The sequence below is a fragment of the Streptomyces sp. NPDC046197 genome (assembly GCF_040646295.1).
Lineage (GTDB): Bacteria > Actinomycetota > Actinomycetes > Streptomycetales > Streptomycetaceae > Streptomyces.
In genome coordinates this window covers 237636-263226 of the sequence record NZ_JBEYZY010000010.1, presented here as the reverse complement: position 1 = coordinate 263226, position 25591 = coordinate 237636, and the positions used below count along the sequence as shown (strand labels likewise).

22 protein-coding genes and 1 pseudogene are annotated in these 25591 nt (G+C 71.9%); 4 read left to right on the top strand and 19 right to left on the bottom strand.

Annotated features, from left to right (window positions below; translation table 11 throughout):
• From AB0A61_RS17155 to AB0A61_RS17080, 16 genes and pseudogenes are all read right to left on the bottom strand, one after another.
• Positions 1 to 141: pseudogene (locus AB0A61_RS17155) on the bottom strand (4-hydroxy-3-methylbut-2-en-1-yl diphosphate synthase); the annotation flags it as partial.
• Positions 142 to 145: 4 nt separating this feature from the next.
• Positions 146 to 1168, bottom strand: a complete 1023-nt coding sequence (hpnH, locus tag AB0A61_RS17150; RefSeq protein WP_361292422.1) for an adenosyl-hopene transferase HpnH — start codon at positions 1166 to 1168, stop codon at positions 146 to 148.
• Between the two features lie 5 nt (positions 1169 to 1173).
• Positions 1174 to 1845 carry a 1-hydroxy-2-methyl-2-butenyl 4-diphosphate reductase gene (locus AB0A61_RS17145; RefSeq protein WP_361292420.1) on the bottom strand — a complete coding sequence of 224 codons (672 nt, stop codon included), beginning with the start codon at positions 1843 to 1845 and terminating at the stop codon, positions 1174 to 1176.
• Positions 1845 to 3869, bottom strand: coding sequence for a squalene--hopene cyclase (shc, locus tag AB0A61_RS17140; protein ID WP_361292418.1), 2025 nt, complete (start codon positions 3867 to 3869; stop codon positions 1845 to 1847). The genes AB0A61_RS17145 and shc overlap by 1 nt, the downstream gene beginning before the upstream one ends.
• A 121-nt stretch (positions 3870 to 3990) precedes the next feature.
• A complete protein-coding gene (locus AB0A61_RS17135) occupies positions 3991 to 5121 on the bottom strand; it encodes a polyprenyl synthetase family protein (protein ID WP_361292416.1) in 1131 nt (376 codons plus the stop codon).
• Positions 5118 to 6542: a hydroxysqualene dehydroxylase HpnE gene (hpnE, locus tag AB0A61_RS17130; protein WP_361292414.1), complete on the bottom strand. Its 1425-nt coding sequence runs from the start codon at positions 6540 to 6542 to the stop codon at positions 5118 to 5120. Before hpnE ends, AB0A61_RS17135 begins: the two co-directional genes overlap by 4 nt.
• Positions 6539 to 6682 carry a DUF6380 family protein gene (locus AB0A61_RS17125; RefSeq protein ID WP_361292412.1) on the bottom strand — a complete coding sequence of 48 codons (144 nt, stop codon included), beginning with the start codon at positions 6680 to 6682 and terminating at the stop codon, positions 6539 to 6541. Before AB0A61_RS17125 ends, hpnE begins: the two co-directional genes overlap by 4 nt.
• The gene (hpnD, locus tag AB0A61_RS17120) at positions 6682 to 7632 is read right to left on the bottom strand and encodes a presqualene diphosphate synthase HpnD (protein WP_361292410.1); all 951 of its coding nucleotides are present in this window, start codon (positions 7630 to 7632) and stop codon (positions 6682 to 6684) included. The genes AB0A61_RS17125 and hpnD overlap by 1 nt, the downstream gene beginning before the upstream one ends.
• On the bottom strand, positions 7629 to 8534 hold the full coding sequence (gene hpnC, locus AB0A61_RS17115; protein ID WP_361292408.1) for a squalene synthase HpnC: 906 nt from the start codon (positions 8532 to 8534) through the stop codon (positions 7629 to 7631). The genes hpnD and hpnC overlap by 4 nt, the downstream gene beginning before the upstream one ends.
• A 359-nt stretch (positions 8535 to 8893) precedes the next feature.
• Positions 8894 to 9706: an ABC transporter ATP-binding protein gene (locus AB0A61_RS17110; protein WP_361292406.1), complete on the bottom strand. Its 813-nt coding sequence runs from the start codon at positions 9704 to 9706 to the stop codon at positions 8894 to 8896.
• Positions 9699 to 10628: an ABC transporter permease gene (locus AB0A61_RS17105; protein WP_361292404.1), complete on the bottom strand. Its 930-nt coding sequence runs from the start codon at positions 10626 to 10628 to the stop codon at positions 9699 to 9701. The genes AB0A61_RS17110 and AB0A61_RS17105 overlap by 8 nt, the downstream gene beginning before the upstream one ends.
• Before the next feature lie 97 nt (positions 10629 to 10725).
• Positions 10726 to 11610 (bottom strand): glycosyltransferase, encoded by an 885-nt coding sequence (locus AB0A61_RS17100; RefSeq protein ID WP_361292444.1) that lies wholly within the window; start codon positions 11608 to 11610, stop codon positions 10726 to 10728.
• A gap of 5 nt (positions 11611 to 11615) precedes the next feature.
• Entirely contained in the window at positions 11616 to 12359 is a 744-nt protein-coding gene (locus AB0A61_RS17095) for a CDP-alcohol phosphatidyltransferase family protein (protein ID WP_361292402.1), read from the bottom strand.
• Positions 12360 to 12372: 13 nt separating this feature from the next.
• On the bottom strand, positions 12373 to 13434 hold the full coding sequence (locus AB0A61_RS17090) for an iron-containing alcohol dehydrogenase family protein (protein WP_361292400.1): 1062 nt from the start codon (positions 13432 to 13434) through the stop codon (positions 12373 to 12375).
• Complete coding sequence (locus AB0A61_RS17085) at positions 13422 to 14174, bottom strand: phosphocholine cytidylyltransferase family protein (protein WP_361292398.1); 753 nt, start codon at positions 14172 to 14174, stop codon at positions 13422 to 13424. The genes AB0A61_RS17090 and AB0A61_RS17085 overlap by 13 nt, the downstream gene beginning before the upstream one ends.
• The gene (locus AB0A61_RS17080; protein ID WP_361292396.1) at positions 14171 to 16012 is read right to left on the bottom strand and encodes a DUF5941 domain-containing protein; all 1842 of its coding nucleotides are present in this window, start codon (positions 16010 to 16012) and stop codon (positions 14171 to 14173) included. Before AB0A61_RS17080 ends, AB0A61_RS17085 begins: the two co-directional genes overlap by 4 nt.
• Before the next feature lie 432 nt (positions 16013 to 16444).
• Between AB0A61_RS17080 and AB0A61_RS17075 the strand changes: the two genes are divergently transcribed.
• Both AB0A61_RS17075 and idi read left to right on the top strand, forming a co-directional pair.
• Positions 16445 to 17383 (top strand): cation diffusion facilitator family transporter, encoded by a 939-nt coding sequence (locus tag AB0A61_RS17075; protein WP_361292394.1) that lies wholly within the window; start codon positions 16445 to 16447, stop codon positions 17381 to 17383.
• Between the two features lie 230 nt (positions 17384 to 17613).
• A complete protein-coding gene (gene idi, locus AB0A61_RS17070; RefSeq protein ID WP_361292392.1) occupies positions 17614 to 18207 on the top strand; it encodes an isopentenyl-diphosphate Delta-isomerase in 594 nt (197 codons plus the stop codon).
• Positions 18208 to 18309: 102 nt separating this feature from the next.
• Here idi and AB0A61_RS17065 read toward each other — a convergent pair whose 3' ends face one another.
• Positions 18310 to 18825 (bottom strand): ATP-binding protein, encoded by a 516-nt coding sequence (locus AB0A61_RS17065; RefSeq protein ID WP_361292442.1) that lies wholly within the window; start codon positions 18823 to 18825, stop codon positions 18310 to 18312.
• Between the two features lie 554 nt (positions 18826 to 19379).
• Here AB0A61_RS17065 and AB0A61_RS17060 point away from each other — a divergent pair.
• Both AB0A61_RS17060 and AB0A61_RS17055 read left to right on the top strand, forming a co-directional pair.
• The gene (locus tag AB0A61_RS17060; protein ID WP_361292390.1) at positions 19380 to 20135 is read left to right on the top strand and encodes an enoyl-CoA hydratase/isomerase family protein; all 756 of its coding nucleotides are present in this window, start codon (positions 19380 to 19382) and stop codon (positions 20133 to 20135) included.
• A 245-nt stretch (positions 20136 to 20380) separates the two neighbouring features.
• A complete protein-coding gene (locus tag AB0A61_RS17055) occupies positions 20381 to 22756 on the top strand; it encodes a Tex family protein (protein ID WP_361292388.1) in 2376 nt (791 codons plus the stop codon).
• Positions 22757 to 22869: 113 nt separating this feature from the next.
• Here the strand turns inward: AB0A61_RS17055 and AB0A61_RS17050 are convergent, their stop codons facing one another.
• Together AB0A61_RS17050 and AB0A61_RS17045 are read right to left on the bottom strand one after the other, a co-directional pair.
• The gene (locus AB0A61_RS17050; RefSeq protein ID WP_361292386.1) at positions 22870 to 24510 is read right to left on the bottom strand and encodes an ABC-F family ATP-binding cassette domain-containing protein; all 1641 of its coding nucleotides are present in this window, start codon (positions 24508 to 24510) and stop codon (positions 22870 to 22872) included.
• 13 nt (positions 24511 to 24523) lie between these two features.
• Positions 24524 to 25570 (bottom strand): oxidoreductase, encoded by a 1047-nt coding sequence (locus AB0A61_RS17045; RefSeq protein WP_361292384.1) that lies wholly within the window; start codon positions 25568 to 25570, stop codon positions 24524 to 24526.
• Positions 25571 to 25591 lie beyond the last annotated feature (21 nt).

The window sequence follows — 25591 nt, the reverse complement described above, 5'->3', positions numbered from 1 at the left end:
ACGAGTCGTCGTCATCGACTGCACCGACACCGGCGCGTCCCCGCCCACCGCCACCGATCCGACCTGGATCTGCCGGCTCTTCCGGCGCTCGGCGATCGGCCGGGCCGGCACCTCGGGAACGCCCAGGGAAACGGCGGTCATGACCTCACCCGCGGTTTCCGGAGACCGTCTCGCGCATGGCGCGCAGGGACTCCTTCAGGGACCCCATGGTGGCCAGCACGGCCGTGGGCTCGTAGCCGCAGTGCGCCATGCAGTTGGCGCAGCGCGGGTCCTTGCCGCGGCCGTACTTGTCCCAGTCGGTCTCCTCGATCAGTTCGCGGTACGTCGGCACGTACCCGTCGCTCATCAGGTAGCAGGGGCGCTGCCAGCCGAAGAGCGAGTAGTTCGGGATCGCCCAGGCGGTGCACGGGAAGTCGACCCTGCCCTCGAGGAAGTCGAGGAACAGCGGGGAGTGGTTGAGCCGCCAGCGACGGCGGTTGCCACCCGCGAACGCCTTCCTGAACAGCTCGCGGGTCTGCTCCACGCCCAGGAAGTGCTCCTGGTCGGGCGCCTTCTCGTAGGCGTAGGCGGGCGAGATCATCATCTCGTCGACCTTCAGGTCGTCGTTGAGGAAGTTGAGGACCTCGATGACGGTCTGCGGGGTGTCGGTGTTGAAGAAGGTCGAGTTGGTGGTCACCCGGAAGCCACGCCGCTTGGCCTCCTTGATGGCCTCCACCGCCTCGTCGAACACGCCTTCCTTGGCAACGGACTCGTCGTGCCGCTCGCGCAGCCCGTCGATGTGCACGGCGAAGGCGAAGTAGGGGGAGGGCGTGAACTTGTCCATCTTCTTGCGCAGCAGCATGGCGTTGGTGCAGAGGAAGACGTACTTGTGCCTGCCCACCAACTGGCGCACGATCTCGTCGATCTGAGGGTGCATCAGGGGCTCGCCGCCCGCGATGGACACCATCGGCGCTCCGGACTCCAGTACCGCCCCCACGGCCTGGGCGACCGGCATGCGCTGCTTGAGCACTCCGGCCGGGTGCTGGATCTTGCCGCAGCCCTCGCACTTGAGGTTGCAGGCGAACAGCGGTTCAAGCTCCACGATCAGCGGAAACTTGTCCCGCCGGCGCAGCTTCTGTTCGGCCAAGTATGTAGCTACCTTGATGGACTGACGCAACGGCATGGCCATCTGGCTCACCTCCTGGGGAGCAGCACATTACGGTGCCATTCAAAGAAAGTCGGCAGGACGGAACGAAGGACACGGAAAGCCGATATTCCACCGCGCACCGTACCGATCCGGACGAGTTCATGTTCTGGAGCGTCCACGACCACCCGTACGGCCGCAACCGGGCGCGCGCCCGCCCGTACGGCGCCCAGCAGCGTGGCCGCCGACTCCATGTCGACCGCGATCGCGCCGGTGGCGCGCAGCTGGAACCGTTCGGGTCCGCGGACGACATGGTCGGAGCCGATGAGCGGGCCGGTGTGGACGGTGCGCCCGGGCAGGGTGCGTACCAGTTCCTTGACGAGCAGCTCGGTGCCCACGCACGGGACGCCGCCGCGCGGGTCCCTGGTCTCCTCGGCGACGACCAGGTCGCCGGGGTGCATCCCCGGGGCGAGGCCGGCGCAGAAGCCGGTGGCCAGCACGGCAGACCCGGCGAGCGCCGGGTCGGAGAGGACCCGGGTGACGGAGCGCTCCGCCGCCAGGGGCCCCATGCCCGTGCGCAGGACGGCGACCGGCCCGCCGGCGCCCCACCTGTCCGGCGCACCCCTGCGCCGCACACCGCGGTCGCTCATGCGCAGGGCGAGGTGCTCGATGCCGAGCGCGCAGGCGATCAGCAGCGGAGCCGGGGCGGGCTGAGCGCTCATCAGCCCCCCTTGGCCTCGGCCCGGGGCCGCCGTGCGGGGGACGTGCCGGCGACGGGCTCCGGGTTGACGTAGCGGCCGAGCGCGGTGAGCGGGAAGACCTGCCGGTAGAGGTGGTAGTTGATGGAGAAGTCCCAGGGGAAGCCGGTGCCGGTGAAGTACGGCTCGTCCCAGGAGCCGTCCTCCCGCTGGGTCACCGCGAGCCACTCGACGCCGCGCTCGACGGCCTTGGACTCCTTCTCCCCCGCCGCCAGCAGCGCCATCAGGGCCCATGCGGTCTGGGAGGCGGTGGAGGCGCCCTTGCCGCTCCACTCCTTGACGTCCCGGTAGGAGCGCAGGTCCTCGCCCCAGCCGCCGTCGTCGTTCTGCACACTCTCCAGCCAGGCCACCGCACGGCGGATCGCCGGATGCGAGCCGGGCAGCCCCGCGGCCGTCAGCGCGGGTACCACGGACCCGGTGCCGTAGACGTAGTTGACTCCCCAGCGGCCGAACCACGAGCCGTCCGGCTCCTGTTCGGCCAGCAGCCACTGAATGCCGCGCCGGGTGCGCGGGTCGTGCGAGAGGCCCTCGGCTGCGAGCATCTCGACGACGTGCGCGGTGACGTCCGCGGACGGCGGGTCGATGACCTCACCGAAGTCGCAGAACGGCAGCCGGTTGGGGAAGGGGCTGGTGTTGTCGGCGTCGAAGGCGCCCCAGGCGCCGTTCTTCGACTGCATGCCGAGGTTCCAGCGCACCCCGCGGCCGATGGCCTTCTCCACCCGCTCCGGGTCGTGGTGCCTGACCCGGCGCAGTGCGAGGACGACCTCGGCGGTGTCGTCGATGTCGGGGTAGTTGTCGTTGTGGAACTCGAACGCCCAGCCGCCCGGCGGGAGTCCGGGACGCCGCACCGACCAGTCGCCGGGCCGCACGATCTGCTCGCCGAGCATCCAGTCGGCGGCCTTGACCAGTTGCGGGTGGTCCGCGGGCAGGCCGGCGTCGGCGAGCGCGATGGTGGCCAGGCACGTGTCCCACACCGGTGACTGGCAGGCCTCGATCATCCTGGCGCCGTCCTCGCGCCAGATGGCGAAACGGTCCAGCGACTCAAGGCCCGCGCGCATCACCGGGTGCTGCAGGTCGTAGCCCAGCAGGTGCAGCGCGATGATCGAGTACACGGCCGGCGGCTGGATACCGCCCCAGCAGCCGTCGTTCTCCTGCCGTTCGATGATCCAGCGGGCGGCGGTGTTCACCGCGGCCCGGCGCAGCCGCTTCGGCGCGACCCTGCGGAAGGCGTGCAGGGCCTTGTCGAGGCGCTGGAAGGCGCCCTCCCAGCTCGCCGCCGGGGCGAAGGGCCGGGGAGGGTTGGGCCGGCCCGGATCGGTGTGCAGCTCGTCCAGTGCGAAGGGAGCCGGCCTGACCGGCCGCTTCGCGGAGACGATGGTCAGCGGGACGATGGTCTGCCGGGCCCAGCAGCCGAAGTCGTAGATGTTGAGGGGTACCCAGGTGGGGAAGTAGATGAGTTCCGGCGGGAGTTCGGGCAGGTCCTCCCACTTCCACCAGCCGAACAGGGCCAGCCAGATCCGGGTGAAGACGCGGGCGGCGGCGATGCCGCCCTGTGCGCGGATCCAGGCGGAGGCCTTCGCCATGTGGGGGGCCTCGGGCGCGTCGCCGGCCAGGCGGAGGGCGACGTAGGCCTCGATGGTGGTGGAGAGTTCGCCGGGCCCGCCGTGGAAAGTGGCCCAGGTGCCGTCCTCGCGCTGCTCGCCCCGGATGAAGAGCCCGGCGGCCTCGGTCGTCGCCTCGTCGCGGATACCCAGGAACTGACGCAGCAGCAGGTCCTCGGCGTCCATCGTGACGTTTGTTTCGAGGTCGCCCTTCCACCAGCCCTGGTCGTCCTGGATCGAGAGCAGGAAGTCGGTGGCGCGGCGCACGGCGCGCGCGGCGGCTTCTTGTACCCCGGCCGCCACGGGGGTGGTGATTACGGTTTCGCTGGCCGCGGCAGCGCGGGGCGGCAACGTTGCCCCGGTGCTTCCGTCGGTCGTCGCTGTCATGGCTTCCCCTTCGTGCAGTCGTGCAAGTCGTGCTGCTGTGGGTCCGCCGTCGGCCGGTGCTGGTCCGGGTGCCCGGGGGCACCGGCCGGCGACTACGCGAGGAGAGTTCGACCGATAGTGATCATCTCTTTCGTACGACGACGAAGTCGGCGAGTGCCGTGAAGGAGGCCCGTACCGGCTCGGGCATGTCGACGGCGTCGAGGGCTTCGATGGCGATGGTGTGCTGGCGGCGTGCCTCCTCGGCCGTCCACTCGCGGCCCCCCGCCTCCTCGATGAGGGCGGCGCGGGCCGCGAACTCCTCCTCGGAGAAGTTCTCGAAGTCGCTGCTCTTGGCGTCGGCGGCGAGGATCTCGCCGAGCCGTGCGGAGGCCTGTCCGCCCGCGGCGAGCGCGGCCACGACCGGCAGGGACTTCTTGCGCTGGCGCAGGTCGCTCCAGGTCTGCTTGCCGGTGGCCTCCGGGTCGCCCCAGATGCCGAGGAGGTCGTCGACGGCCTGGAACGCCAGACCGAGGTGGTAGCCGTACTTCTCCAGCGCGTCCGCGGTCGCCTCGTTCGCGCCGCCGAGGACGGCGCCGATGGAGCTGGCGCAGGCGAGCAGGGCGCCGGTCTTGTTTCCCTCCATCTCCAGGCACTCCTCGACGCTGACGCGGTCGCGGTGTTCGTAGGAGATGTCCTGCGCCTGGCCGTCGATCAGGGCGCGGGTGGCGGTGGTCAGGCGCCTGGTGGCCCGGCCGGCCTCGACCGTGCCGAGCTCCAGCAGGATCTCGTTGGCCAGGGCGAACAGGGCGTCTCCGACGAGGATGGCCTGGGCCGGGCCGTGCACCTTCCAGACGGTGTCGCGGTGGCGGCGCTGCTCGTCGCCGTCCATCAGGTCGTCGTGCAACAGCGAGAAGTTGTGCACGAGTTCGACGGCGACCGCGCCGGGGATGCCGACTTCTGGCGCGCCGCCGGTGACCTCCGCGGAGAGCACGGCCAGGGCGGGACGTACGGCCTTGCCGCCGTCCCCGTGCGCCGGGTTGCCCTCGGCGTCGATCCATCCGAAGTGGTAGGCGGCGACCGTGTCCATGGGAGGAGCCAGGCGGTCCACGGCCGCCCGCAGTACCGGCGTGGCCAGGGTCCGTCCGCGCTCCAACAGCGCGGTCACGTCCACCGCGTCGGCAGCCGTCGAGGCCGGGGGCACAGTGGGCACAGTCTCTCCTCTTGTTGCGGTGCCGGGGGTGCGGGAGCCTGCCGCGGCGTGGTCGAGCGTCATGCCGCCTCCTCGAAGGCGAAGAGGTGGCGGGGGCGGGGGCGGCCCAGGGTGCTCAGCGCGGCGTCCGCCGCGCTCACCCCACTGCGGACCGCGCTCTCCATGGTCGCGGGCCACCCAGTGGCGGTCCACGCGCCGGCCAGGTACAGGCCGGGGGCATTGGTGCGGGCGCCGGGCCTGAGGCACCCGACGCCGGGGGCCGGGGCGAACGTCGCCGTGCGCTCCCTGGTCACGAAGAAGTCCTTCACCTCGGCGCCCCTCGTGTGCGGCAGCAGCCGCCTCAGCTCGGGCAGATAGCGCTCGCGCAGCTCGGCGACGGGCGCGTCGATCTCGTCCTGCGCGGCCGACTGGGACAGCGCCAGGTACTGACCGTCCTTCAGCCCCGACGCCTCGGTCCGGTCGAAGACCCACTGCACCGGGGTGCCGAGGGCCGCGAAGAAGGGCCTGGTGAGCACCTTGCGGTCGTAGACGACGTGGATGTTGAGGATGGGCGCCGAGCCGATCCGCAGCAGCCGCTCCGGGGCGTCGAGGGCACCCGTCGGCAGCAGGGCGTACGCCTCGCGCTGCGGTACGGCGAGGACGACCGCGTCGGCCTGGAGCGTCTCGCCGGGAACCTGAACACTCCAGCCCCCGTTTTCGTTGGTGGAGACGGAGGTGACGCGTGAACGGACCTCGGTACGCACGCCCGCGGAGTCGAGCGCCCTGCGGGCCAGCCGGTCGTGCAGTTCGCCCAGCGGGACGCGGGCCCAGCCGATGTCGGCCGCGCCCGGGCCGGACAGCAGACCGGTCTTGAACACCATCGCGGCGAGCCCCAGGGAAGCGTCTCCCGCTACCGCGTTGAGGGTGGCGACCCCGACCAGGTCCCACAGGGCTTCGACGGCACGCGCCGACTGACCGTGCGCGGTCAGCCAGCTGCCGAAGTCCTGTGCGTCCAGGGTCGGATCGGCGAGGTCGAGCGCCCCGAGCGCGAGCGCGGCACGGCCGACCCGGGCCCGCTCGGCGAGCGAGAGGTGCGGATAGGTGGCGAGGCTGCGCCCCAGGTGCAGGGGTACGGGCAGCGCGTCGCGCCGCAGCCTGCCTAGCCGTCGTCCCTCGGGCCGGGTGGCGTCGAGCACGGGCACGTCGAGACGGTCCTGCAGCGGAGCGAGCGCCGCCCCGTCGATACGTTCGAGGAACCAGCGGTAGGCGGTGCAGCAGCGCAGGTACACGTGCTGGCCGTTGTCGACGGTCAGCTCGCCGCGCTGGAAGGAGAAGGCGAGGCCGCCCAGGCGTGGCCGGCCCTCCAGCAGGGTCACCCGGACTCCGGCGTCGGCGAGTGCGAGCGCGGCGGTCACGCCGGCGAGCCCGCCGCCGACCACGACGGTGTGCCGACCCGCGGGTCCGGCCGTGTTGCGCGGCTCCTTGTGCCGCGTGCCGTCCGTCATCGTGCGCCGCCCTCCCCCGTGCGCCCGCCGTGGCGACGAGGCGCCGCCCGGCCGGCCGTTGCCGTCAGGGACGCCGTCCGGCACCGGAGGGTTGCCCGCCGCTTTTCGCCGGTGGAGTCGCCTTGGACTGGATTGTCCATCAGGCCCGCCTCCTGACGGTCTGCCGGGACACATGCCGGGCGTCCAGGCCGGACAGGCCGCGCACCGCCACGTACGCCTTCTCGCGCCCGGGCAGCGAGACCCGGCCGCGCAGCACGGCCTCCGGCTCGCGCTCGATGCGGTCGAGCAGACGGCGGTAGATCCCGGCCATGGCGGCGACGCACGCACCGCTGCGCCGGTCCAGCATGGGCAGCAGCCGGTAGCCCTCGGCGAAAAGGGCACGAGCGCGCCGTACTTCGAAGTGCACGAGGCCGGCGAAGTCGGCGCCCTCCGGCGGCGTCGGCCCGTGGAACCCGGCCGAGCAGCCGAACTTCGCGAGGTCGTCGGCGGGCAGATAGATGCGGCCGCCCTCGGCGTCCTCACGGACGTCCCGGAGGATGTTGGTCAGCTGCAGCGCCAGGCCCAGCGTGTCGGCGTACTCGGCGGCGCGCTCGGAGCCGCGCGCTCCCGGTTCGGTGCCGAACACGCCGAGCGAGAGCCGCCCGATGGCGCCCGCCACGCAGCGGCAGTATGCCTTCAGGTCGTCCCAGGTCTCGTACGTCTCGCCACGGACGTCCATCAGGACGCCGTCGATGAGTTCGTCCAGGCCGCCGAGCGGGATCGGGAAGGTGCGGGAGGCGTGCGCGAGCGCCACTGCGACGGGGTCGGTGTCGTCGTCCTCGACCGCGTCCTGCCGGATCCGGTCGAGCAGGCTCCGCGTGTCCTCCAGCCGGGCGTTCTTGACGTCGTCCGCGAGCGCGCCGTCGCCGATGTCGTCGACGCGCCGGGAGAACGCGTACAGCGCCGACATCGCGCGGCGCTTGGGCGTCGGCAGCAGCCGGATGCCGTAGGCGAAGTTACGGGCCTGCTGCCCGGTGACGGCCTCGCAGTAGCTGTAGGCGGCGAGTACCGGTGCGGACACCGGCGGCGAAGGCTCCACGGCCCGGATCACCCCTCTCCTCGCAGAGTCACGCCCACCTCACGCAGCAACTGGACCTTGCCGGGCTTGGGCGGGCCGGGAAGTACGTCGTAATCGGCGGCGGCGATCGCACGGATCGCCGCCCTTCCCCCCGCCACGAACCCCGCGAGCAGCAATTTCAACCTGCCGTGGACGCTACCCACCAAGGGGGCGCCTTCATTCAGGAGATGGCGGGCGCGTTCCGCTTCGTACGCGACCAGTGCGCGCACCGATGCGCCCGCGACCGGTGTGGCGAGATCCGCCTCCAGGACGTGAAAGCGTTTCATGTCGGTGGCGGGCAGATAGACGCGGTCCCGGCGAAGGTCCTCGGCGACGTCCTGGAGGTGCTCGACGATCTGGAGGGCGGTGCAGACCGAGTCGGAACGGCGGATCCGCTCGGGGGTCGAGGTACCGGTGACGGAGAGGACGAGGCGGCCGACCGGATTGGCGGACAGTTCGCAGTAGGCGAGGAGGTCGTCGTAGGTCTCGTACCGGGCGACGAGCTGGTCCTGGCGGTTGGCGGCGATCAGGCCGAGAAAGGGTTCCGGGGTCAGCGAGTGGCGGCGGACGGTGGGCTTCAGCCGCTGCAGCAGGGGGTGGCGCGGCTCCGGGCCGGACGTGTCGAACACGCGGCGCAGGTCGGTCTCGAAGGCGTCGAGGAGGACGAGACGGTCCTCGGCGTCCGCGGCCGACACGCCGAGCAGTCGGGCGTCGGCGCCGCCGGGAGCCAGGTCGCCGTCACCGATGTCGTCGACCAGCCGGGCGAAGCCGTAGACGGCCATGAGGTCGGCGCGCCACGCCCTGGGCAGGAAGAACGGCGCCACGGGGAAGTTCTCACCCGCGGCCTTGTCCAGGGTGGCGCGCTCGGGGTCGCGCGCCGTGTCTGTTCCCGTCACCGTGCGCTGCCCGGGGCGGGGACGGCACATGCTGCGTTGAGCTGGGGAGTTTCCGTAGCCATTGCCGTCACATCTCCCGTTCTACACTGCCGACCCAACACACACTATTTCGGACACGCCGCCCGGCCGTCCGTGGGGCGGCCCTGGCCCAGGGTGTCGCGCATTATCGCCCCACTTGCCGCTTTCCGGGACCGGTACAGCTTACGTTGTACAACGCAGCGAGCCGCGCGGGGGTGTCCTGCGCATCACAACAACACACCGATTGGTGTCAAGATTCCTGAGCCGAGCCCGAGTTGACGTTTCCCTTGCAGACGCGGGGCCCCGCCCGAGCAGTTCCGGCGGGGCCCCGCCCGTCCCGGTCACTTGCCCGTGAACTTCTCGTATTCCCTGAGCACCTCTTCGGTGGGACCGTCCATGCGGAGCTCCCCGCGTTCCAGCCACAACACCCGGTCGCAGGTGTCCCGGATGGACTTGTTGTTGTGACTGACGAGGATCACCGTGCCGGCCTCCCGGCGCAGCTCCCGGATGCGGTCCTCGGACCGCTTCTGGAAGGCGCGGTCGCCGGTGGCCAGAGCCTCGTCGATCATGAGGACGTCGTGGTCCTTGGCGGCGGCGATGGAGAACCGCAGCCGGGCCCCCATACCGGAGGAGTAGGTGCGCATCGGCAGGCTGATGAAGTCGCCCTTGTCGTTGATGCCGGAGAAGTCGACGATGTCCTGGTAGCGTGCCTTGATCTCCTCGCGGGACATGCCCATGGCGAGCCCGCCCAGGATGACGTTCCGCTCGCCGGTCAGGTCGTTCATCAGGGCCGCGTTCACGCCGAGCAGCGAGGGCTGCCCGTCGGTGTAGACCCTGCCCTTCTCCGGTGGCAGCAGGCCGGCGATCGCCCGCAGCAGCGTGGACTTGCCGGAGCCGTTGGAGCCGATCAGGCCGATGGCCTCGCCGCGGTAGGCGACGAAGGAGACGCCCCGCACGGCGTGCACCTTGCGCACTCCCCGCGCCGCGTCGTCGGAGCCCCGTTTCAGGATGCGGCTGAGGGCCGCGGTGGCGCTGCCCCTGCCGGTCCTGCCGCCGTTGACCCGGTAGACGATGTGCAGTTCGTCCGCGATCACGGTGGGGATGCGCTCCCCGTCCTCCGGCGCGGCGTCCTGCCCGGTGCCCGGCTCAGCCACGGCCGTACCTCTCCTCCGCCTTCCAGAAGTACACGAAACCCCCGGCGAAGACGACCACCGCCCAGAACAGGGCGAGCGCCCACACGTGCGGCGGCAGGTGCGAGGCACCGTAGCCGTCGATCAGCGCGAAGCGTATGAGGTCCATGTACACGGCGGCCGGATTCGCCTGCATCAGGCGGATGAACCACTCGGGTCGTCCGGCGAGGATGCCGCTGATGGAGAACATCACCCCGGACGCGTACATCCAGGTGCGCAGGAGGAACGGCATCAGCTGGGCGAGGTCGGGGGTCTTGGCGCCCATCCGGGCCAGGACCAGTGCCAGGCCGGTGTTGAACAGGAACTGCAGCACCAGCGCCGGGACGATCAGCAGCCAGGACAGGCTCGGGTAGCTCCCGAAGCCCACCACCACGACGAACACCACGATCATGGAGAACAGCAGCTGCTGGAGCTGCTGCAGCGCGAAGGAGATGGGCAGCGAGGCGCGCGGGAAGTGCAGCGCGCGCACCAGTCCGAGGTTGCCGGAGATGGCGCGCACACCGGCCATGACCGAGCTCTGGGTGAAGGTGAACACGAACACACCGGTGACCAGGAACGGGATGTACGTGTCGTGGGGCATGCCCCGGCCGGCCTTGAGGATGACGCCGAAGACGAAGTAGTAGACGGCCGCGTTCAGCAGGGGGGTCGCCACCTGCCAGACCTGGCCGAGCTTGGCCTGGCTGTACTGGGCGGTCAGCTTCGCCGACGAGAAGGCGAGGATGAAGTGGCGCCGGCCCCACAGCCGGCGGACGTACTCCACCAGAGGGGGCCTGGCGCCGCTGACGGACAGGCCGTACCGGGCGGCGAGCTCGGCCGCCGTGAGGCCGGTGTCGGGCGACGAGGCAGCGCCGAGGGCGACGCCGCCGTCATGCGTTGTCTCACTCACAGCTGGGAAACCTTTGTCTTCGACGGGCGCGGCCCGCGTGGACATGGCAGGAGCGCGGACCGGGAGACGGCCGGCGGTGCTCCGGAAATCGAGCTTGTCAGATGATCGGCGGTCGGCCCAGTCGGGTCAGCCGCCACACCGTGCGCCACTTCATGGGACGCCGCGGCCCGCAGGGTGTGGTCCAGCCTTCCCGGAAACCGCCGAACCAGGCCTTCAGTGCGGGGCGCGACGGGCGGCGGGCGAGGGTGAGCATCAGCCATACCCCGAGGTAGACCGGAACCAGGAGCGCGGGGAGGTTGCGACGGGCGAGCCAGACCCGGTTGCGGGCGACCATGCGGTGGTAGACCGCGTGCCGCGAGGGCGCGGTCGTCGGGTGGTACAGCACCATGTCGGACCGGTAGTCGATCATCCAGCCCGCGTCGAGGGCCCGCCATGCCAGATCGGTCTCCTCGTGGGCGTAGAAGAATTCGTCCGGCAGCCCGCCGACTTCGGCGAACACCTTCGTACGAACGGCGTTCGCGCCACCGAGGAAGGTGGTGACCCGTGAGGAGCGCATCGGGTCGGAGGCGCGCAGCCGCGGGACGTGGCGGCGCTGGGTGAGGCCGGTGTCCGGGTCGGCGATGCGGAAGCTGATGATGCCGAGCTCGGGATCGGCGGCGAACGCCCGGCGGCACAGCTCGGCGGTGTCGTGGTGGGCGAGGAGGCCGTCGTCGTCGAGGAACAGCACTATGTCGACGTCCCGGCCGCCGGGGCCGAAGGCCTCGATGCCGACGTTGCGCCCGCCGGGGATGCCGAGGTTCTCGGGCAGCTCGATGGTCCGTACGCCCTCGGGGACGTCCGGGACCGGCGAGCCGTTGCCGACGACGACCACCTCGACGCTCTCGCCGTCCTGCTTGGCGACCGAGTCGAGCAGGGCGCGCAGCTCGTCCGGGCGGTTGCCCATGGTGATGATCACCGCACCGACCTTCAGCGAGGATGCCACGGCGCTCACCGCAGCCTGCTGGAGGCGAGGATGGACACGAGGTGCAGCACGGTCTGCAGCAGGGCGATCCCGGCGAGTACGGCGGTGCCGAGCCGGGTGAAGAACAGATCGCCCCGGATCTGGTCCGCGATCGCGAGGACCAGGATCAGCAGGGACGCCTCGATCCCGAGGATCAGCCGGTGGAACTTGAGCGCCGCGGCGGCCCTGCGGGCCAGCGCCACGCCGGAGGAGCGCGGCTCGGAGGCGGCCTCCTTGACCGGCGGCAGGCCGCCCTGGTGCCGGGCGACGCCGACGAGGTCGGTCTCGGCCTTGATCAGGATCGCGCCGAGCGCGGCCAGGGTCCCCAGAAACGCCCACAGCCAGTCGATCCGCCCGGGACCCCACAGGTGGGCGGCGCGCAGACCGAGGCCGACCAGGACCGCGGCGTCGGTGAGGTAGGCACCGACCCGGTCCAGGTAGACCCCGCCGAGGGAGAACTGCTGCTTCCAGCGCGCGATCTCGCCGTCGACGCAGTCCAGCAGCAGGTACAGCTGGACCATCACCACGCCGAGCACCGCGCCCGCGATCCCCGGCACCAGCAGGGCCGGGGCCGCGAGCACACCGCAGACGGTCATCAGGTACGTGAGCTGGTTGGGCGTGACCCCGGTGTTGACCAGGTAGCGGTCGACGCGCAGGGACACCTCACGCATGTACAGGCGTCCCGCCCAGTGCTCACCGCTGCGCCGGTCCTTCACCCCGGCGGGGTGCACGACCGGACGGAGTTCAGCTACCGATGGCCTTGACATAGTCGGCGTAGACGTCCTTGATCTGGTCGGTCTTGAGGGCGAGGTGTTCGAGGATCGTGTAGCGGCCGGGCCGGGTCTCCGGGGCGAACTCCACGACCCGGACGAACTCGTCCACCGTGAAGCCGATCTCCTCCGGCAGTACCGGCAGCCCGTGCCGGCGCAGCACCTCGGCCATGTGGGCCGACTCCTCGTGCGCCCCGCGCAGGTACATCGCGAAGGCGGCGCCCAGCCCGCACTGCTCGCCGTGGCTCGCGGCGCGCTGGGGAAACAGCAGGTCGAAGGCGTGGTTGATCTCGTGGCAGGCCCCGGAGGACGGCCGCGAGTCGCCCGACACCGACATGGCGATACCGCTGAGGACCAGCGCTTCGGCCAGCACCTGCAGGAAGTCGTTCTCGCCGATGCCGCCTGGGTGCCGCAGCACCGCCTCGCCCGCCTGGCGGGCCATGGCGGCGGCCAGGCCGTCGATCTTCTCGCCGTTGACCCGGTTGGACAGCTCCCAGTCCGCGATGGCGGAGATGTTGGAGACGGCGTCGCCGATGCCGGAGCGCACGAACCGGGCCGGGGCCTCGCGGATCACGTCGAGGTCGATGACGACCGCGATCGGGTTCGGTACGCCGTAGGAGCCGCGGCCCGCGTCGTTGTCCAGGGTGGCGACCGGGGAGCACAGACCGTCGTGCGCGAGGTTCGTCGGCACGGCGACCAGGGGCAGCCCCACCCGTGCCGCGGCGAACTTGGCACAGTCGATGATCTTGCCGCCGCCCAGGCCCACGACCGCGTCGAAGTGGCCGCCCTTCATCTCGCCGGCCAGCCGGATGGCGTCGTCGAGGGTGCCGCCGTCGACCTCGTACCAGGTGGCACCCGGCAGCGAGGGCGCGATCCGCTCGCGCAGCCGGGCACCGGAGCCGCCGCTGACGGCGACGGCGAGGCGCCCGGAGTGCGAGATGCGCTCGTCGGCGAGCACGGCTCCCAGGTCGTCGAGGGCACCCGGGCGGATGTCCACGACGACCGGCGACGGGATGAGCCGGGTCAGTACTGGCACGCGATCTCCCGGCCCTTGGCGAGGTCGTCGTGGTTGTCGATCTCGACCCAGCGCACGTCGCCGATCGGCGCCACGTCGATGCGGAAGCCGCGGTTGACGAGCTCCTGGTAGCCGTGCTCGTAGAACTGCTGCGGGTCGGTCTCCCAGACCGTCCTCAGCGCGTCGGCCAGCTCGGGAGCCGCGTCGCCCTCGATGAGGGTGACGCCGATGTACTCGCCGGTGGCCTCGGCCGGGTCCATCAGCTTGGTGATCTTCTGCACGCCCTGGCCGGGGTCGACGACGACCTTCATCTCCTCGTCGGCCAGCGACTTCACGGTGTCCAGCGCGAGGATGATCCTCTTGCCGTCGCCGCGGGCGGCGAGCAGGGTCTTCTCGACGGAGACCGGGTGGACGGTGTCGCCGTTGGCGAGGATCACGCCGTCCTTGAGGGCGTCACGGCCGCACCACAGGGAGTAGGCGTTGTTCCACTCCTCGGCCTTGTCGTTGTCGATGAGGGTGAGCTTGAGGCCGTACTTCTGCTCCAGGGCCGCCTTGCGCTCGTACACGGCCTCCTTGCGGTAGCCGACGATGATCGCGACCTCGGTCAGGCCGATCTCGGCGAAGTTGCCGAGGGTGAGGTCGAGCACCGTGATGCTGTCCTCGCTGCCTGCGGGCCCCACCGGCACCAGCGCCTTGGGCAGGGTGTCGGTGTAGGGGCGCAGGCGCCGTCCGGCGCCTGCCGCCAGCACGAGGCCGATCATGCGGGTTCTCCTTCGTCGTGTACGGCGGGCGCGCCTCCCAAGTGGGAGGTCACCCAGAAGCGGATGCTCTCGACGAGCACCACGAGGGCCACGGCCACGGCGAGGACCGTGAGCGCGACCGTGAACTGCGAGGCGGTGAGCAGCGCGGCCAGGACGGTGACGAGCAGCGTCCGCCCTTCGTGCCCCCCGATGGCGCGCACCAGCCAGGCCGGGGGCGCGCCGGCGTTGCCGCGGATGCGGTACACCGTGTCGTAGTGATGGTAGGCGACGGCGGCCACCAGCCCGAAAGCCGCGGGAAGCGCTCCGTTCACCCCGGCCTTGGCGGCCAGGATCAGCACGGTGCCGTATTCGGCCGCCCGGAACACCGGGGGGACCAGCCAGTCGAGGGGGCCCTTGAGGGGGCGGGAGACGGCGATCGCGGACGTCAGGACGTAACCGACGGCACACAGGACGGTCTGCCATCCGGCCCCCCACACCAGGGCCGAGCAGGTCACGAGGGCACCGCCGGCCAGGGCCGAGCAGACCATCGCCTGCCGGGGCACGCCGCGCACCGTGCGGGCCGGCAGTTCGGCCAGCGGGCCGCTGTCCGCGAGGTCGGCCAGCGCCCGCGCCGCCCGGTCGGTGCGGTGGGCCCGGCGGGTCACCGAGCGCAGCACGCGGCCTGCCGTGGTGTAGGTCGCGGCGAAGGCGCAGCCGACGAGGAGCGCGTAGAAGGTGATCCGGGGGGTGGTGGCCGCCGTGAGGAGGGCGATCATGGCCCAGCGCTCGCCGATGGGCAGGACGATCATCCGGCGCGCCCAGACGGTCCAGCCGACGCTGTCGAGCCGGTCGGAGAGGGCGGCGGTGGGGCTGGTGTTCGCGTCGGCATCGTGGTTGGCCTCGTTGAACGAGAAGTCGACCACGTGCCGGCAGGTCTGCAGGACCATCGCGCCGAGGGCGAGGGCCCACACGTCGTCTCCGCCGCGGGCCGCGCCGAGGGCGAGACCGGCGTAGTAGGCGTACTCCTTGGCCCGGTCGAAGGTGGCGTCCAGCCAGGCGCCGAGGGTGGAGTACTGCAGCGAGTAGCGGGCGAGCTGCCCGTCCGCGCAGTCCAGGACGAAGGAGGCGATCAGGAGCACACCGGCCGCGACGAAGCCGCCGCGGGTGCCGGTGGCCGCGCAGCCGGCCGCTATCAGCGCGGTGAGCAGGGAGGCCGTGGTGACCTGGTTGGGGGTCAGGCCGCGGCGGGCGCACCAGCGGGCGACGTAGCGCGAGTAGGGGCTGATGAAGAAGGTGGTGAAGAAGCCGTCGCGGGCCTTCACCGCCGACTTCAGGCGGACCTCCTCGTCGTCGACGGCGGCGACGGCCTGCCGGGCCTCGTTGCGTGCCTGCGGGTCGCCGGGCACCGCGGCGACCAGGCTGCCCAGCTCGGGGCGGTGGACGTCGGCTCCGTCGTCGTCCAGGGCGGTGCCGATGCGGTCGGCGAGGCTGCCGACGGCGGTGGGGGCCCCCTGCTGCCTGAGCGCGGTCGAGGGCTTGGCGGACGCACCGCCGCCGGCGGAGTTCTCCCGGGCCATCGCACGGGTCAGGGCCTGGCGGCCGGCCGGGCGTGCGGTCACGGCGCCGGGCACGGCGGCGAGATCGAAGCGGGGATCGGTCAGGCCGAGGCGCAGCGCGTGGAGGTGACCGACGAACCGGGCGTCCACCACGGCCACGCGCTGGTCGTCGGGCACCTGGGCCAGCAGGGTCTCGGCGTCGGAGGCGTCGACGGCGACCCGCACGTCGAAGCCGAGGGACCGCAGATCGCCCTCGATCGACGATCCGGGCACCGGCTGACCGGTGAGGATGGCGGTCGACAACCGAACTCACTCCCTGAGTGCCGACGCGTCCGCGCCGGTCATGTGCATGGTGGGGGCGCCACTTGCCTGGCACCCGGGCGGCATGTCGGCAGAGGCTATCGGATGTACGGAAGCCCGCGTTCACCGCCCGTTCACGGGCAGATACAACGCCGTCTGCGGCGACCTTCGCCGCGATCATCATGGGTGATTCCGGGGGCGGGCCACAAACTCCCCCCGGATCGGGAGTACCTCCAGCGTCCGGGAAGCGGGCGGACGCCCGGTTCCCGGCGTCCCTGCGCCGCCCGGTCCTGCCCGCGGGCGGCCCGTGCTGACCTGGGCTTCGTTTGCCCAGGTCAGGGCACATGACAACGGTGTTCAGTGCCGCGTTGCCCGATGCCCCCGCCCCGTAGTTCACTGGTGATCCCGGGCGGAACACAGGAGGGCGGACGTCACATGGGGGCCGGTCACGACCACGGGCACGCGCACGGCGCTGCCACCACCGGGACGGCGGCGGCCGCGCACCGCGGCACGCTGCGCATCGCGCTGTCGATCACGCTCACCGTGATGGTGGTGGAGATCGTCGGCGGTGTGACCGCGAACTCGCTCGCACTGGTGGCCGACGCGGCCCACATGGCGACCGACGCCCTCGGTCTCGGCATGGCGCTGCTCGCCATCCACTTCGCCAACCGCCCGCCCAGCCGGAACCGCACCTTCGGCTACGCCCGCGCCGAGATCCTCGCCGCGCTCGCCAACTGCCTGCTGCTGCTCGGCGTCGGCGGCTACGTGCTCTACGAGGCGGTGCAGCGGTTCTTCACCCCGGCCGACACCCGGGGCGGCCTGATGATCGCGTTCGGTGTGGTCGGTCTGGTCGCCAACTCGATCTCGCTGACGCTGCTGATGCGCGGCCAGAAGGAGAGCCTGAACGTGCGCGGCGCCTTCCTGGAGGTCGCCGCCGACGCAGTCGGCTCGCTGGCGGTGATCGTCTCGGCGTCCGTGATCCTCATCACCGGCTGGCAGGCGGCCGACCCGATCGCCTCGCTGGCGATCGGCCTGATGATCGTGCCGCGGACCTTCAAGCTGCTGCGCGAGACCCTCGACGTGCTGCTGGAGGCGGCGCCCAAGGACGTCGACATGGCCGACGTCCGGGCGCACATCCTGGCGCTGGACGGCGTCGAGGACGTCCACGACCTGCACGCCTGGACGATCACCTCGGGCATGCCGGTGCTGTCCGCGCACGTGGTGGTCAGCTCCGACACGCTCAGCGCGATCGGCCACGAGAAGATGCTGCACGAGCTCCAGGGCTGCCTCGGCGACCACTTCGACGTGGAGCACTGCACCTTCCAGCTCGAGCCGGGCGGGCACGCGGAGCACGAAGCGCACCTGTGCCACTGACCCGGTGGCACGTGACGTCCGGGGTGCAACCGCTCACTCCCGCGCGGGCCGCCGGGAAGGTTCCGGGGCCATCGCGCCGGGCACGATGAACCGGGTCCCCCTTCCGGCTCCCCACCGGTGACGGCCGCGGCCCGCGTCGCCGCGCGGGACATGCGGAGTGCCGGGAAGTGCCGGGAGTGCCGGATTCGTGCGGCAGACTTGGGTTTCGAGGACCGATGTGAAGGATGGGTATGCCGATCACACCTGCCACCGCGACGCACCGATCGTCGAACGGCACCGCGGACGCGATTTTGCTGGAACTGGTCGACGAGAACGGCGTGACGATCGGCACCGCGGAGAAGCTCGCTGCCCATCAGCCGCCGGGACAGCTGCACCGCGCCTTCTCCGTGTTCCTCTTCGACGAGCACGGCCGGCTGCTGCTGCAGCAGCGGGCGCTCGGCAAGTACCACTCCCCCGGCGTGTGGTCCAACACCTGCTGCGGTCACCCCTACCCCGGTGAGGCACCGTTCGCGGCCGCGGCCCGGCGGACGTACGAGGAGCTCGGGGTCTCCCCGTCGCTGCTCGCCGAGGCGGGCACCGTCCGCTACAACCACCCGGACCCGGAGTCGGGTCTGGTGGAGCAGGAGTACAACCACCTCTTCGTCGGCCTGGTGCAGTCCCCGCTGCGGCCCGACCCGCAGGAGGTCGGCGCCACGGCCTTCGTGACCGCCGCCGAGCTCGCCGAGCGGCACGCCAGGGACACCTTCTCCTCGTGGTTCATGACCGTGCTGGACGCGGCCCGTCCCGCGGTCCGGGAGCTGACGGGTCCCGCCGCCGGCTGGTGAGCCCCGGACAAACCGGCGACCAGGCACGCGGCACGCCCGCCCGGCCGGTCCGGCGAGCGGGCGGCACCCTTCACCGACCGGCGAGCCATGGCCGTACACCGGTCAGCCGGTGGGCCACCGAGCGGGTTTGAGCGGCAGGGCGGCCCAGATCACCTTGCCGCCGCTCGCCGTGTGCTCGACGTCGCACACCCCGCCGGCCTCCAGGGCGATCTCGCGCACCAGGAGCAGTCCGCGCCCGCCGGTCCGGCCGTGGTCGGTCTCCAGGGCGGACGGGCGGTACGGGTGGTTGTCCTCCACGGACACCCGCACCCACTCGGCGCCGACGGCGACCTCCACGGCGAGCATCGGGGACAGCAGCGCCGCATGCCTCACGGCGTTGGTGACCAGCTCGGAAACGATCAGCAGCAGGCCGTGCACCAGGTCGTCCGACGCCGGCACCCCCTGACGCAGCAGCAGGTCCCGTACGGCATGCCGGGCCTGCGGGACCGAGGCGTCGACGGCGGGCGCGGTGAACCGCCAGACTCCCTCGTAGGGCAGTGGATCCGGCGGCCCGCCGTTGGGGGGTGCCCCTGCGCCGCCTTCTGGGCGTGGGCCGTGCCCGCGCCCATGGTTGTCCATCGTCCGGTCGCCACCCTCGCGCTCGATTGTCACCACACACCGAGTGTTGGTAACGCGGAAGTGCCACCCCCGGGACTGAACAGAAGTCAGCTGATTTCAAGCTCTTTGTGACCGCCTGCGTATGACACGGTCACGTGTGGGACCGCTCCTGTCCCCGCCGCGCCGACTTCGCGAACTCTTCGGTTTGTACGGGTCTGACCTCGCCCGCGTCCGTCCCGGCGACCGGCCGCGGCCACCCCCCGCGTCCGCGTTCAGGTCGGCCGGCGACCCTGCCGACGATGCGGCGACCGCAGAAGCCGGTCGCGATCAAGCCGAGGCCGTCGACAGCGCACGCCGGGCGCGGCCGGCCGGCCGGAGCCGCGGCGCATCTTCGCCGCCTCGCCCGGGGGCCGATCCGAGGCTCGGTGGACGCGGCCGTCGGCGCCTCCTCGCGTCCGTACCGTGCCCCGATTTCTTTGCTTTGCATTGCTTTTGATCATGTTCACGTGGCGTGTCGTACCTCTCCCCCGCCCCTTCTTGATCAAACGCTTGGCCGAGCGGATAGCATCCGGCGCATGGAGCCGCAGCTGCTGCACGAGGTGACCGACGCGGTCGCCACCGTCGTCGTCCACCACCCGGCCAAGCGCAACGCCATGACGGCCGCGATGTGGCGGGCGCTGCCGCCGCTGCTGGAGAGCCTGGCCGCCGACCCCGGGGTACGGGCGCTGGTGCTCACCGGTGCGGGGGAGACGTTCTGCGCCGGGGCCGACATCTCCACCCTGCGGGATTCGCCCGAGGACGCGCAGCGCCTGGCGAGGCTGGCCGAGGAGGCTCTGGCCGCGTTTCCCAAGCCGACGCTGGCAGCCGTCCGCGGGCACTGCGTGGGCGGCGGCGCGCAGCTCGCCGCGGCCTGCGACCTGCGGTTCGCCGAGGCCGGGGCGCTGTTCGGGGTCACACCGGCCAAGCTCGGGATCGTCTACCCTGCCTCCTCCACCCGCCGGCTGGTGTCCCTCGTAGGCCCGGCCACCGCCAAGTACCTCCTGTTCTCGGGCGAGTTGATCGACGCCGAACGCGCCCTGCGCACGGGACTGGCCGACGAGGTGCTGCCCGAGGGTGAACTGGGCAAGCGCGTGGCCGAGTTCACCCGCATCCTCACCGCCCGCTCGCAGCTGACGCAGTCCGCGGCCAAGGAGTTCGCGAACGGCCGCACGGACCGGGACACCCACTGGGCCGGGCAGGCGCGCGGCAGCGGCGACACCGCCGAGGGGGTCGCCGCGTTCCTGGAGCGCAGGCAGCCGCGGTTCACCTGGACCGTGCCCACGCCGGACTGAACCGGCTGCTGGAGCCTCCGGCAGGCCCGCGGCGGCCGACAGACCCGCGGCGGCAGGCAGGAGCGGGCCCGGGCACACCGGGGCCGTCCGGCTGCCGGCCGCGTCACGGGTGGACCGCCCACGAGGGACAGCCTGGTCCGGGAAAGGGCCCCGCGCCCCGCGGGGAGCCGCCCTGATCCCCGAATTGTCGGTGCCGCCTGCCACAATTGCCGCGCAACCCGAAGTGAAGAAGGCGGTACGGGATCGTGACGACACCCGGTTCCCTCGAAGGAGGGTCCATCGAAGGCAGGATCGCCGAGGAGCTCGGCGTACGGGAGCGGCAGGTCAAGGCCGCCGTGGAGCTGCTCGACGGCGGTTCGACGGTGCCCTTCATCGCCCGCTACCGCAAGGAAGCGACCGAGATGCTCGACGACGCGCAGCTGCGCACGATCGAGGAGCGGCTGCGCTACCTGCGGGAGCTGGAGGAGCGGCGGACGGCGATCCTGGAGTCGGTGCGCGAGCAGGGCAAGCTCACCGACGAGCTTCAGGCGCAGATCCGGGCAGCCGAGACCAAGGCGCGGCTGGAGGACATCTATCTGCCGTTCAAACCCAAGCGGCGCACCAAGGCGCAGATCGCGCGCGAGGCGGGTCTGGAGCCGCTGGCGGAGGGGCTGCTCGGCGACCCGACGGTGCAGCCGGTGGCCGCGGCGGCCGCGTTCGTCGACGCCGACAAGGGCGTCGCCGATCCGCAGGCCGCACTGGACGGCGCCCGCGCCATCCTCACCGAGCGGTTCTCGGAGGACGCCGACCTGATCGGCGAGCTGCGCGAGCGCATGTGGGTGCGCGGGCGGCTGGCCGCCAAGGTGCGGGACGGCAAGGAGGAGGCGGGCGCCAAGTTCGCCGACTACTTCGACTTCGCCGAGCCGTTCACCGAGCTGCCCTCGCACCGCATCCTCGCGATGCTGCGCGGTGAGAAGGAGGAGGTCCTCGACCTGGTCCTGGAGCCGGAGGAGCCGACCGAGGGCCCGTCGTCGTACGAGGGCATCGTGGCGCACCGCTTCGGGATCGCCGATCGCGGCCGCCCCGCCGACAAGTGGCTCACGGACACGGTCCGCTGGGCCTGGCGCACCCGCATCCTCGTGCACCTCGGCATCGACCTGCGCCTCAGGCTGCGCACCGCCGCCGAGGACGAGGCCGTGGGCGTGTTCGCGGCGAACCTGCGCGATCTGCTGCTGGCCGCTCCGGCCGGCACCCGCGCGACGCTGGGCCTGGACCCCGGATTCCGTACGGGTGTGAAGGTGGCCGTGGTCGATGCGACCGGCAAGGTCGTCGCGACGGACGTGATCCACCCGCACGTTCCGGCCAACAGGTGGGACGAGGCGATTGCCAGACTGGCGCGCCTGGCCAAGCAGCACGCGGTCGAGCTGATCGCGATCGGCAACGGCACGGCGTCCCGCGAGACCGACAAGCTGGCGGGTGAACTCCTGGCCAAGCACCCCGAGTTGAAGCTCACCAAGGTGATGGTCTCCGAGGCGGGCGCGTCGGTGTACTCGGCCTCCTCCTACGCCTCGCAGGAGCTGCCGGACATGGACGTGTCGCTGCGCGGCGCGGTCTCCATCGCCCGCCGGCTGCAGGACCCGCTGGCCGAACTGGTCAAGATCGATCCCAAGTCGATCGGCGTCGGCCAGTACCAGCACGACCTGTCCGAGGTGAAGCTGTCCCGCTCGCTGGACGCGGTGGTCGAGGACTGCGTCAACGGCGTGGGCGTGGACGTCAACACGGCGTCCGTGCCGCTGCTCGCGCGCGTCTCCGGCATCACCTCCGGGCTCGCCGAGAACATCGTGGCGCACCGGGACGCCAACGGGCCGTTCACCTCCCGCTCGGAGCTGAAGAAGGTGCCGCGGCTCGGCCCCAAGGCGTTCGAGCAGTGCGCCGGCTTCCTGCGCATCCGCGGCGGCGACGACCCGCTGGACACCTCCAGCGTGCACCCGGAGGCGTACCCCGTCGTCCGGCGCATGGTGAAGACCACCGGCCAGGAGGTGGCCTCCCTCGTCGGCAACACGGCGGTGCTGCGCTCGCTGAAGGCCTCCGACTTCGTGGACGAGACGTTCGGTCTGCCGACGGTGACGGACATCCTCAAGGAGCTGGAGAAGCCGGGGCGCGACCCCCGGCCCGCCTTCAAGACCGCGTCCTTCAAGGAGGGCGTGGAGAAGATCTCCGACCTGTCCGCCGGGATGATCCTCGAGGGCGTCGTCACGAACGTGGCGGCCTTCGGCGCCTTCGTGGACGTCGGTGTCCACCAGGACGGTCTGGTGCACGTCTCGGCGATGTCGAAGACGTTCGTGAAGGACCCGCGGGACGTGGTGAAGCCCGGCGACATCGTCAGGGTGAAGGTGCTGGACGTCGACATCCCGCGCAAGCGGATCTCGCTGACGCTGCGCCTGGACGACGAGGCGGCGCCGCAGGACCGGCAGCAGGGCGGCGGGGAGCGGCGGCAGCGCGGCGGCCGTCCGCCCCAGCAGCGCCAGGGCCGCGGCGGGGGCGGGGGCGGTTCCCGCCAGGCGCCCCCGCCGGCCAACAGCGCGATGGCCGACGCCCTGCGCCGTGCGGGCCTGCTCGACCCGAAGAACGGCAGGCGCTGAGCCGCGTGGCCCGGATCCCACGCGGATCCGGGCCAGGGCCTGTCTTCCGGATCAGGCCGGCTCCGGGCAACAGCGCCTCCTGGCCGGCCCCGGCAGGATCCGGAAGACAGGCCCTAGCGTTCGGTCACCTTGCCGTCCGAGACCTCCAGGCGGCGGGTGACGTGGACCGCGTCCAGCATTCTGCGGTCGTGAGTGACCAGGAGCAGGGTGCCCTCGTAGGAGTCCAGGGCCGCTTCGAGTTGCTCGATGGCGGGCAGGTCGAGGTGGTTGGTGGGTTCGTCCAGCACCAGCAGGTTGACGCCGCGGCCCTGCAACAGGGCGAGGGCGGCCCGGGTGCGCTCGCCCGGGGACAGGGTTGCCGCCGGGCGCAGGACGTGGTCCGCCTTGAGGCCGAACTTGGCGAGCAGCGTGCGGACGTCGACGAGTTCCATGTCCGGGACCGCCGCGCAGAAGGCGTCCAGCAGCGACTGCGGGCCGTGGAACAGCGCCCGTGCCTGGTCGACTTCGCCGACCAGGACGCCCGAACCGAGCGCCGCGTGCCCACGGTCCGGTGACACGCGGCCCAGCAGGGCGGCCAGCAGCGTCGACTTGCCCGCGCCGTTCGCCCCCGTCACCGCCACCCGGTCCGCCCAGTCGATCTGCAGGGAGACCGGACCCAGCACGAAGTCGCCGCGCCGCACCTCGGCGTCGCGGAGCGTGGCGACGACCGCGCCCGAGCGGGGGGCCGAGGCGATCTCCATGCGCAGTTCCCACTCCTTGCGGGGCTCCTCGACGACATCCAGCCTTTCGATCATGCGCTGGGTCTGACGGGCCTTGGCGGCCTGCTTCTCGCTGGCCTCGCTGCGGAACTTGCGGCCGATCTTGTCGTTGTCGTTGCCGGCCTTGCGGCGGGCGTTCTTGACGCCCTTGTCCATCCAGGCGCGCTGCATCTGTGCGCGGTCCTGGAGGGCGGCCCGCTTGTCGGCGTACTCCTCGTAGTCCTCGCGGGCGTGCCGTCGCGAGATGTCCCGCTCCTCCAGGTAGGCCTGGTAACCGCCGCCGTAGAGGTTGACCTGCCGCTGGGCGAGGTCGAGTTCGAGGATCCTGGTGGTGGTGCGGGTGAGGAACTCGCGGTCGTGGCTGACGACGACGGTCCCGGCGCGCAGGCCGGTGACGAACCGCTCGAGGCGTTCCAGGCCGTCCAGGTCGAGGTCGTTGGTCGGCTCGTCGAGCAGGAAGACGTCGTAGCGGGACAGCAGCAGGGAGGCCAGGCCCGCGCGGGCCGCCTGGCCGCCGGACAGGGACGTCATGGGCCGGTCGAGGCCGACGGCCAGAGCGAGCGAGTCGGCGACCTCCTTCGCACGTTCGTCGAGATCGGCGCCGCCGAGACCGAGCCACCGCTCCAGGCTCGCCGCATAGGCGTCGTCCGCGCCCGGAGCTCCGTCGACGAGCGCCTGTGTGGCGTCGTCCATCGCCCGCTCGGCCGCGGCGACGCCGGTGCGGCGGGCGAGGAACTGCCGTACGGTCTCGCCCGGGCGCCGTTCCGGCTCCTGCGGAAGGTGCCCGACGGTCGCCGTCGGCGGGGACAGGACGAGCTCGCCCCGCTCCGGCGCGGTCAGCCCGGCGAGCAGCCCGAGCAGCGTGGACTTGCCGGCGCCGTTGGCACCGACCAGCCCGATCACGTCCCCGGGGGCGACGACGAGGTCGAGCCCGGTGAACAGCGAGCGGTCGCCGTGACCGGCGGCGAGGTTCTTGGCGACGAGGGTGGCAGTCATCAGACCGCCGATCCTAACGGCCGCGCCCGGCGGTCGGTCGGTGCGCCACCGCCTCCACCAGCACGCTCCCCGAGGTCCGGGCGACCACGAAGGACTCGCCCCGCACCGCCTTCGGATCCAGCTCGATCCGGTGGCACCCCGGCTCCAGGATCCCGTCGAAGACCTCCCGGGCCTGGCTGCGCCGGCGGCGGTCGAGGCGGTACGCGGTGATGCGGACCCGGCAGGCGGAGGCGACCTCCACGCCCGCCGCACCGTCGGCGGCCACCAGGCGGACCAGCCTGCGCTGTTCCACCGGGCCGGGTTCCAGGGCGTGTTCGACCTGTGCGACCAGGAGCGGGACGATCGGGGCGAGTGGGTCGACGTAGGCCACCTCGACCCCGGCCCGCTCGAAGGACCGGCGCACCGCGGCGCGTTCCTGCGCGCCGATCGCCCGGCCGAAGGCGACGGCGCCGTACTGGCGCAGTTCCTCGGCGGGAACGCCGGTGGCGTCGCGGGTGATGTCCGCGCCGATGCCGATGGCGCGCAGCGCGGCGGCGAGCCGGGCGAGGACGGCGACCCTGGCACCGATCAGCAGCACGCGGCGGCGGGGGGTGTGCGCTTCGCCGTCCAGGAGGGCGCCGAGGGCCGCGCGGTACTCGGCGCCGTGGAAGCGGAACGGGCCGATGCCGTGGTAGCCGTTGAGTGCCAGGTCGGCGTGGTCGTCCGTCTGCCACGCGAAGTCCCGCCAGACGTAGTCGTCGCCGTCCTGCTCGATCACCGCGGTGACGGCCCCGCAGGCCAGGTCCTCGCACTCGGGGCAGCCGTAGACGACGTACCGGCCGTCCGGCAGCGGGGCGTCGGCCTGCAGCAGCAGGCTGCGCACCTGCGCGGTGAAGATCGCGGGCGGTACGTCGGAGGCCAGCGGGGAGACCGCATCCAGGTCGGAGAGCCGGAACAGCAGCGGACGCCCGTTGACGACGAAGTCGACGAAGTCCCGGTGCACCTGGTAGCCGCCGTCGGCGAGGACCTCACCGGCGCGCGTCGCCGGGGCCAGGCCGAAGGTCGCGTACTCGGCAGACATGCTGTGAGTATCCCCAGCGGG

Excerpts from the sequence above, each read along its gene's own strand:
- AB0A61_RS17075 (WP_361292394.1), top strand. The coding sequence starts at position 16,445 with ATGGGGGCCGGTCACGACCACGGGCACGCGCACGGCGCTGCCACCACC.
- AB0A61_RS17065 (WP_361292442.1), bottom strand. The coding sequence starts at position 18,825 with ATGGACAACCATGGGCGCGGGCACGGCCCACGCCCAGAAGGCGGCGCA.
- shc (WP_361292418.1), bottom strand. The coding sequence starts at position 3,869 with ATGACAGCGACGACCGACGGAAGCACCGGGGCAACGTTGCCGCCCCGC.
- AB0A61_RS17050 (WP_361292386.1), bottom strand. The coding sequence starts at position 24,510 with ATGACTGCCACCCTCGTCGCCAAGAACCTCGCCGCCGGTCACGGCGAC.
- idi (WP_361292392.1), top strand. The coding sequence starts at position 17,614 with ATGCCGATCACACCTGCCACCGCGACGCACCGATCGTCGAACGGCACC.
- AB0A61_RS17060 (WP_361292390.1), top strand. The coding sequence starts at position 19,380 with ATGGAGCCGCAGCTGCTGCACGAGGTGACCGACGCGGTCGCCACCGTC.
- AB0A61_RS17125 (WP_361292412.1), bottom strand. The coding sequence starts at position 6,682 with ATGGACAATCCAGTCCAAGGCGACTCCACCGGCGAAAAGCGGCGGGCA.
- AB0A61_RS17135 (WP_361292416.1), bottom strand. The coding sequence starts at position 5,121 with ATGACGCTCGACCACGCCGCGGCAGGCTCCCGCACCCCCGGCACCGCA.
- AB0A61_RS17145 (WP_361292420.1), bottom strand. The coding sequence starts at position 1,845 with ATGAGCGCTCAGCCCGCCCCGGCTCCGCTGCTGATCGCCTGCGCGCTC.
- AB0A61_RS17085 (WP_361292398.1), bottom strand. The coding sequence starts at position 14,174 with ATGATCGGCCTCGTGCTGGCGGCAGGCGCCGGACGGCGCCTGCGCCCC.
- AB0A61_RS17045 (WP_361292384.1), bottom strand. The coding sequence starts at position 25,570 with ATGTCTGCCGAGTACGCGACCTTCGGCCTGGCCCCGGCGACGCGCGCC.
- hpnH (WP_361292422.1), bottom strand. The coding sequence starts at position 1,168 with ATGGCCATGCCGTTGCGTCAGTCCATCAAGGTAGCTACATACTTGGCC.
- hpnE (WP_361292414.1), bottom strand. The coding sequence starts at position 6,542 with ATGACGGACGGCACGCGGCACAAGGAGCCGCGCAACACGGCCGGACCC.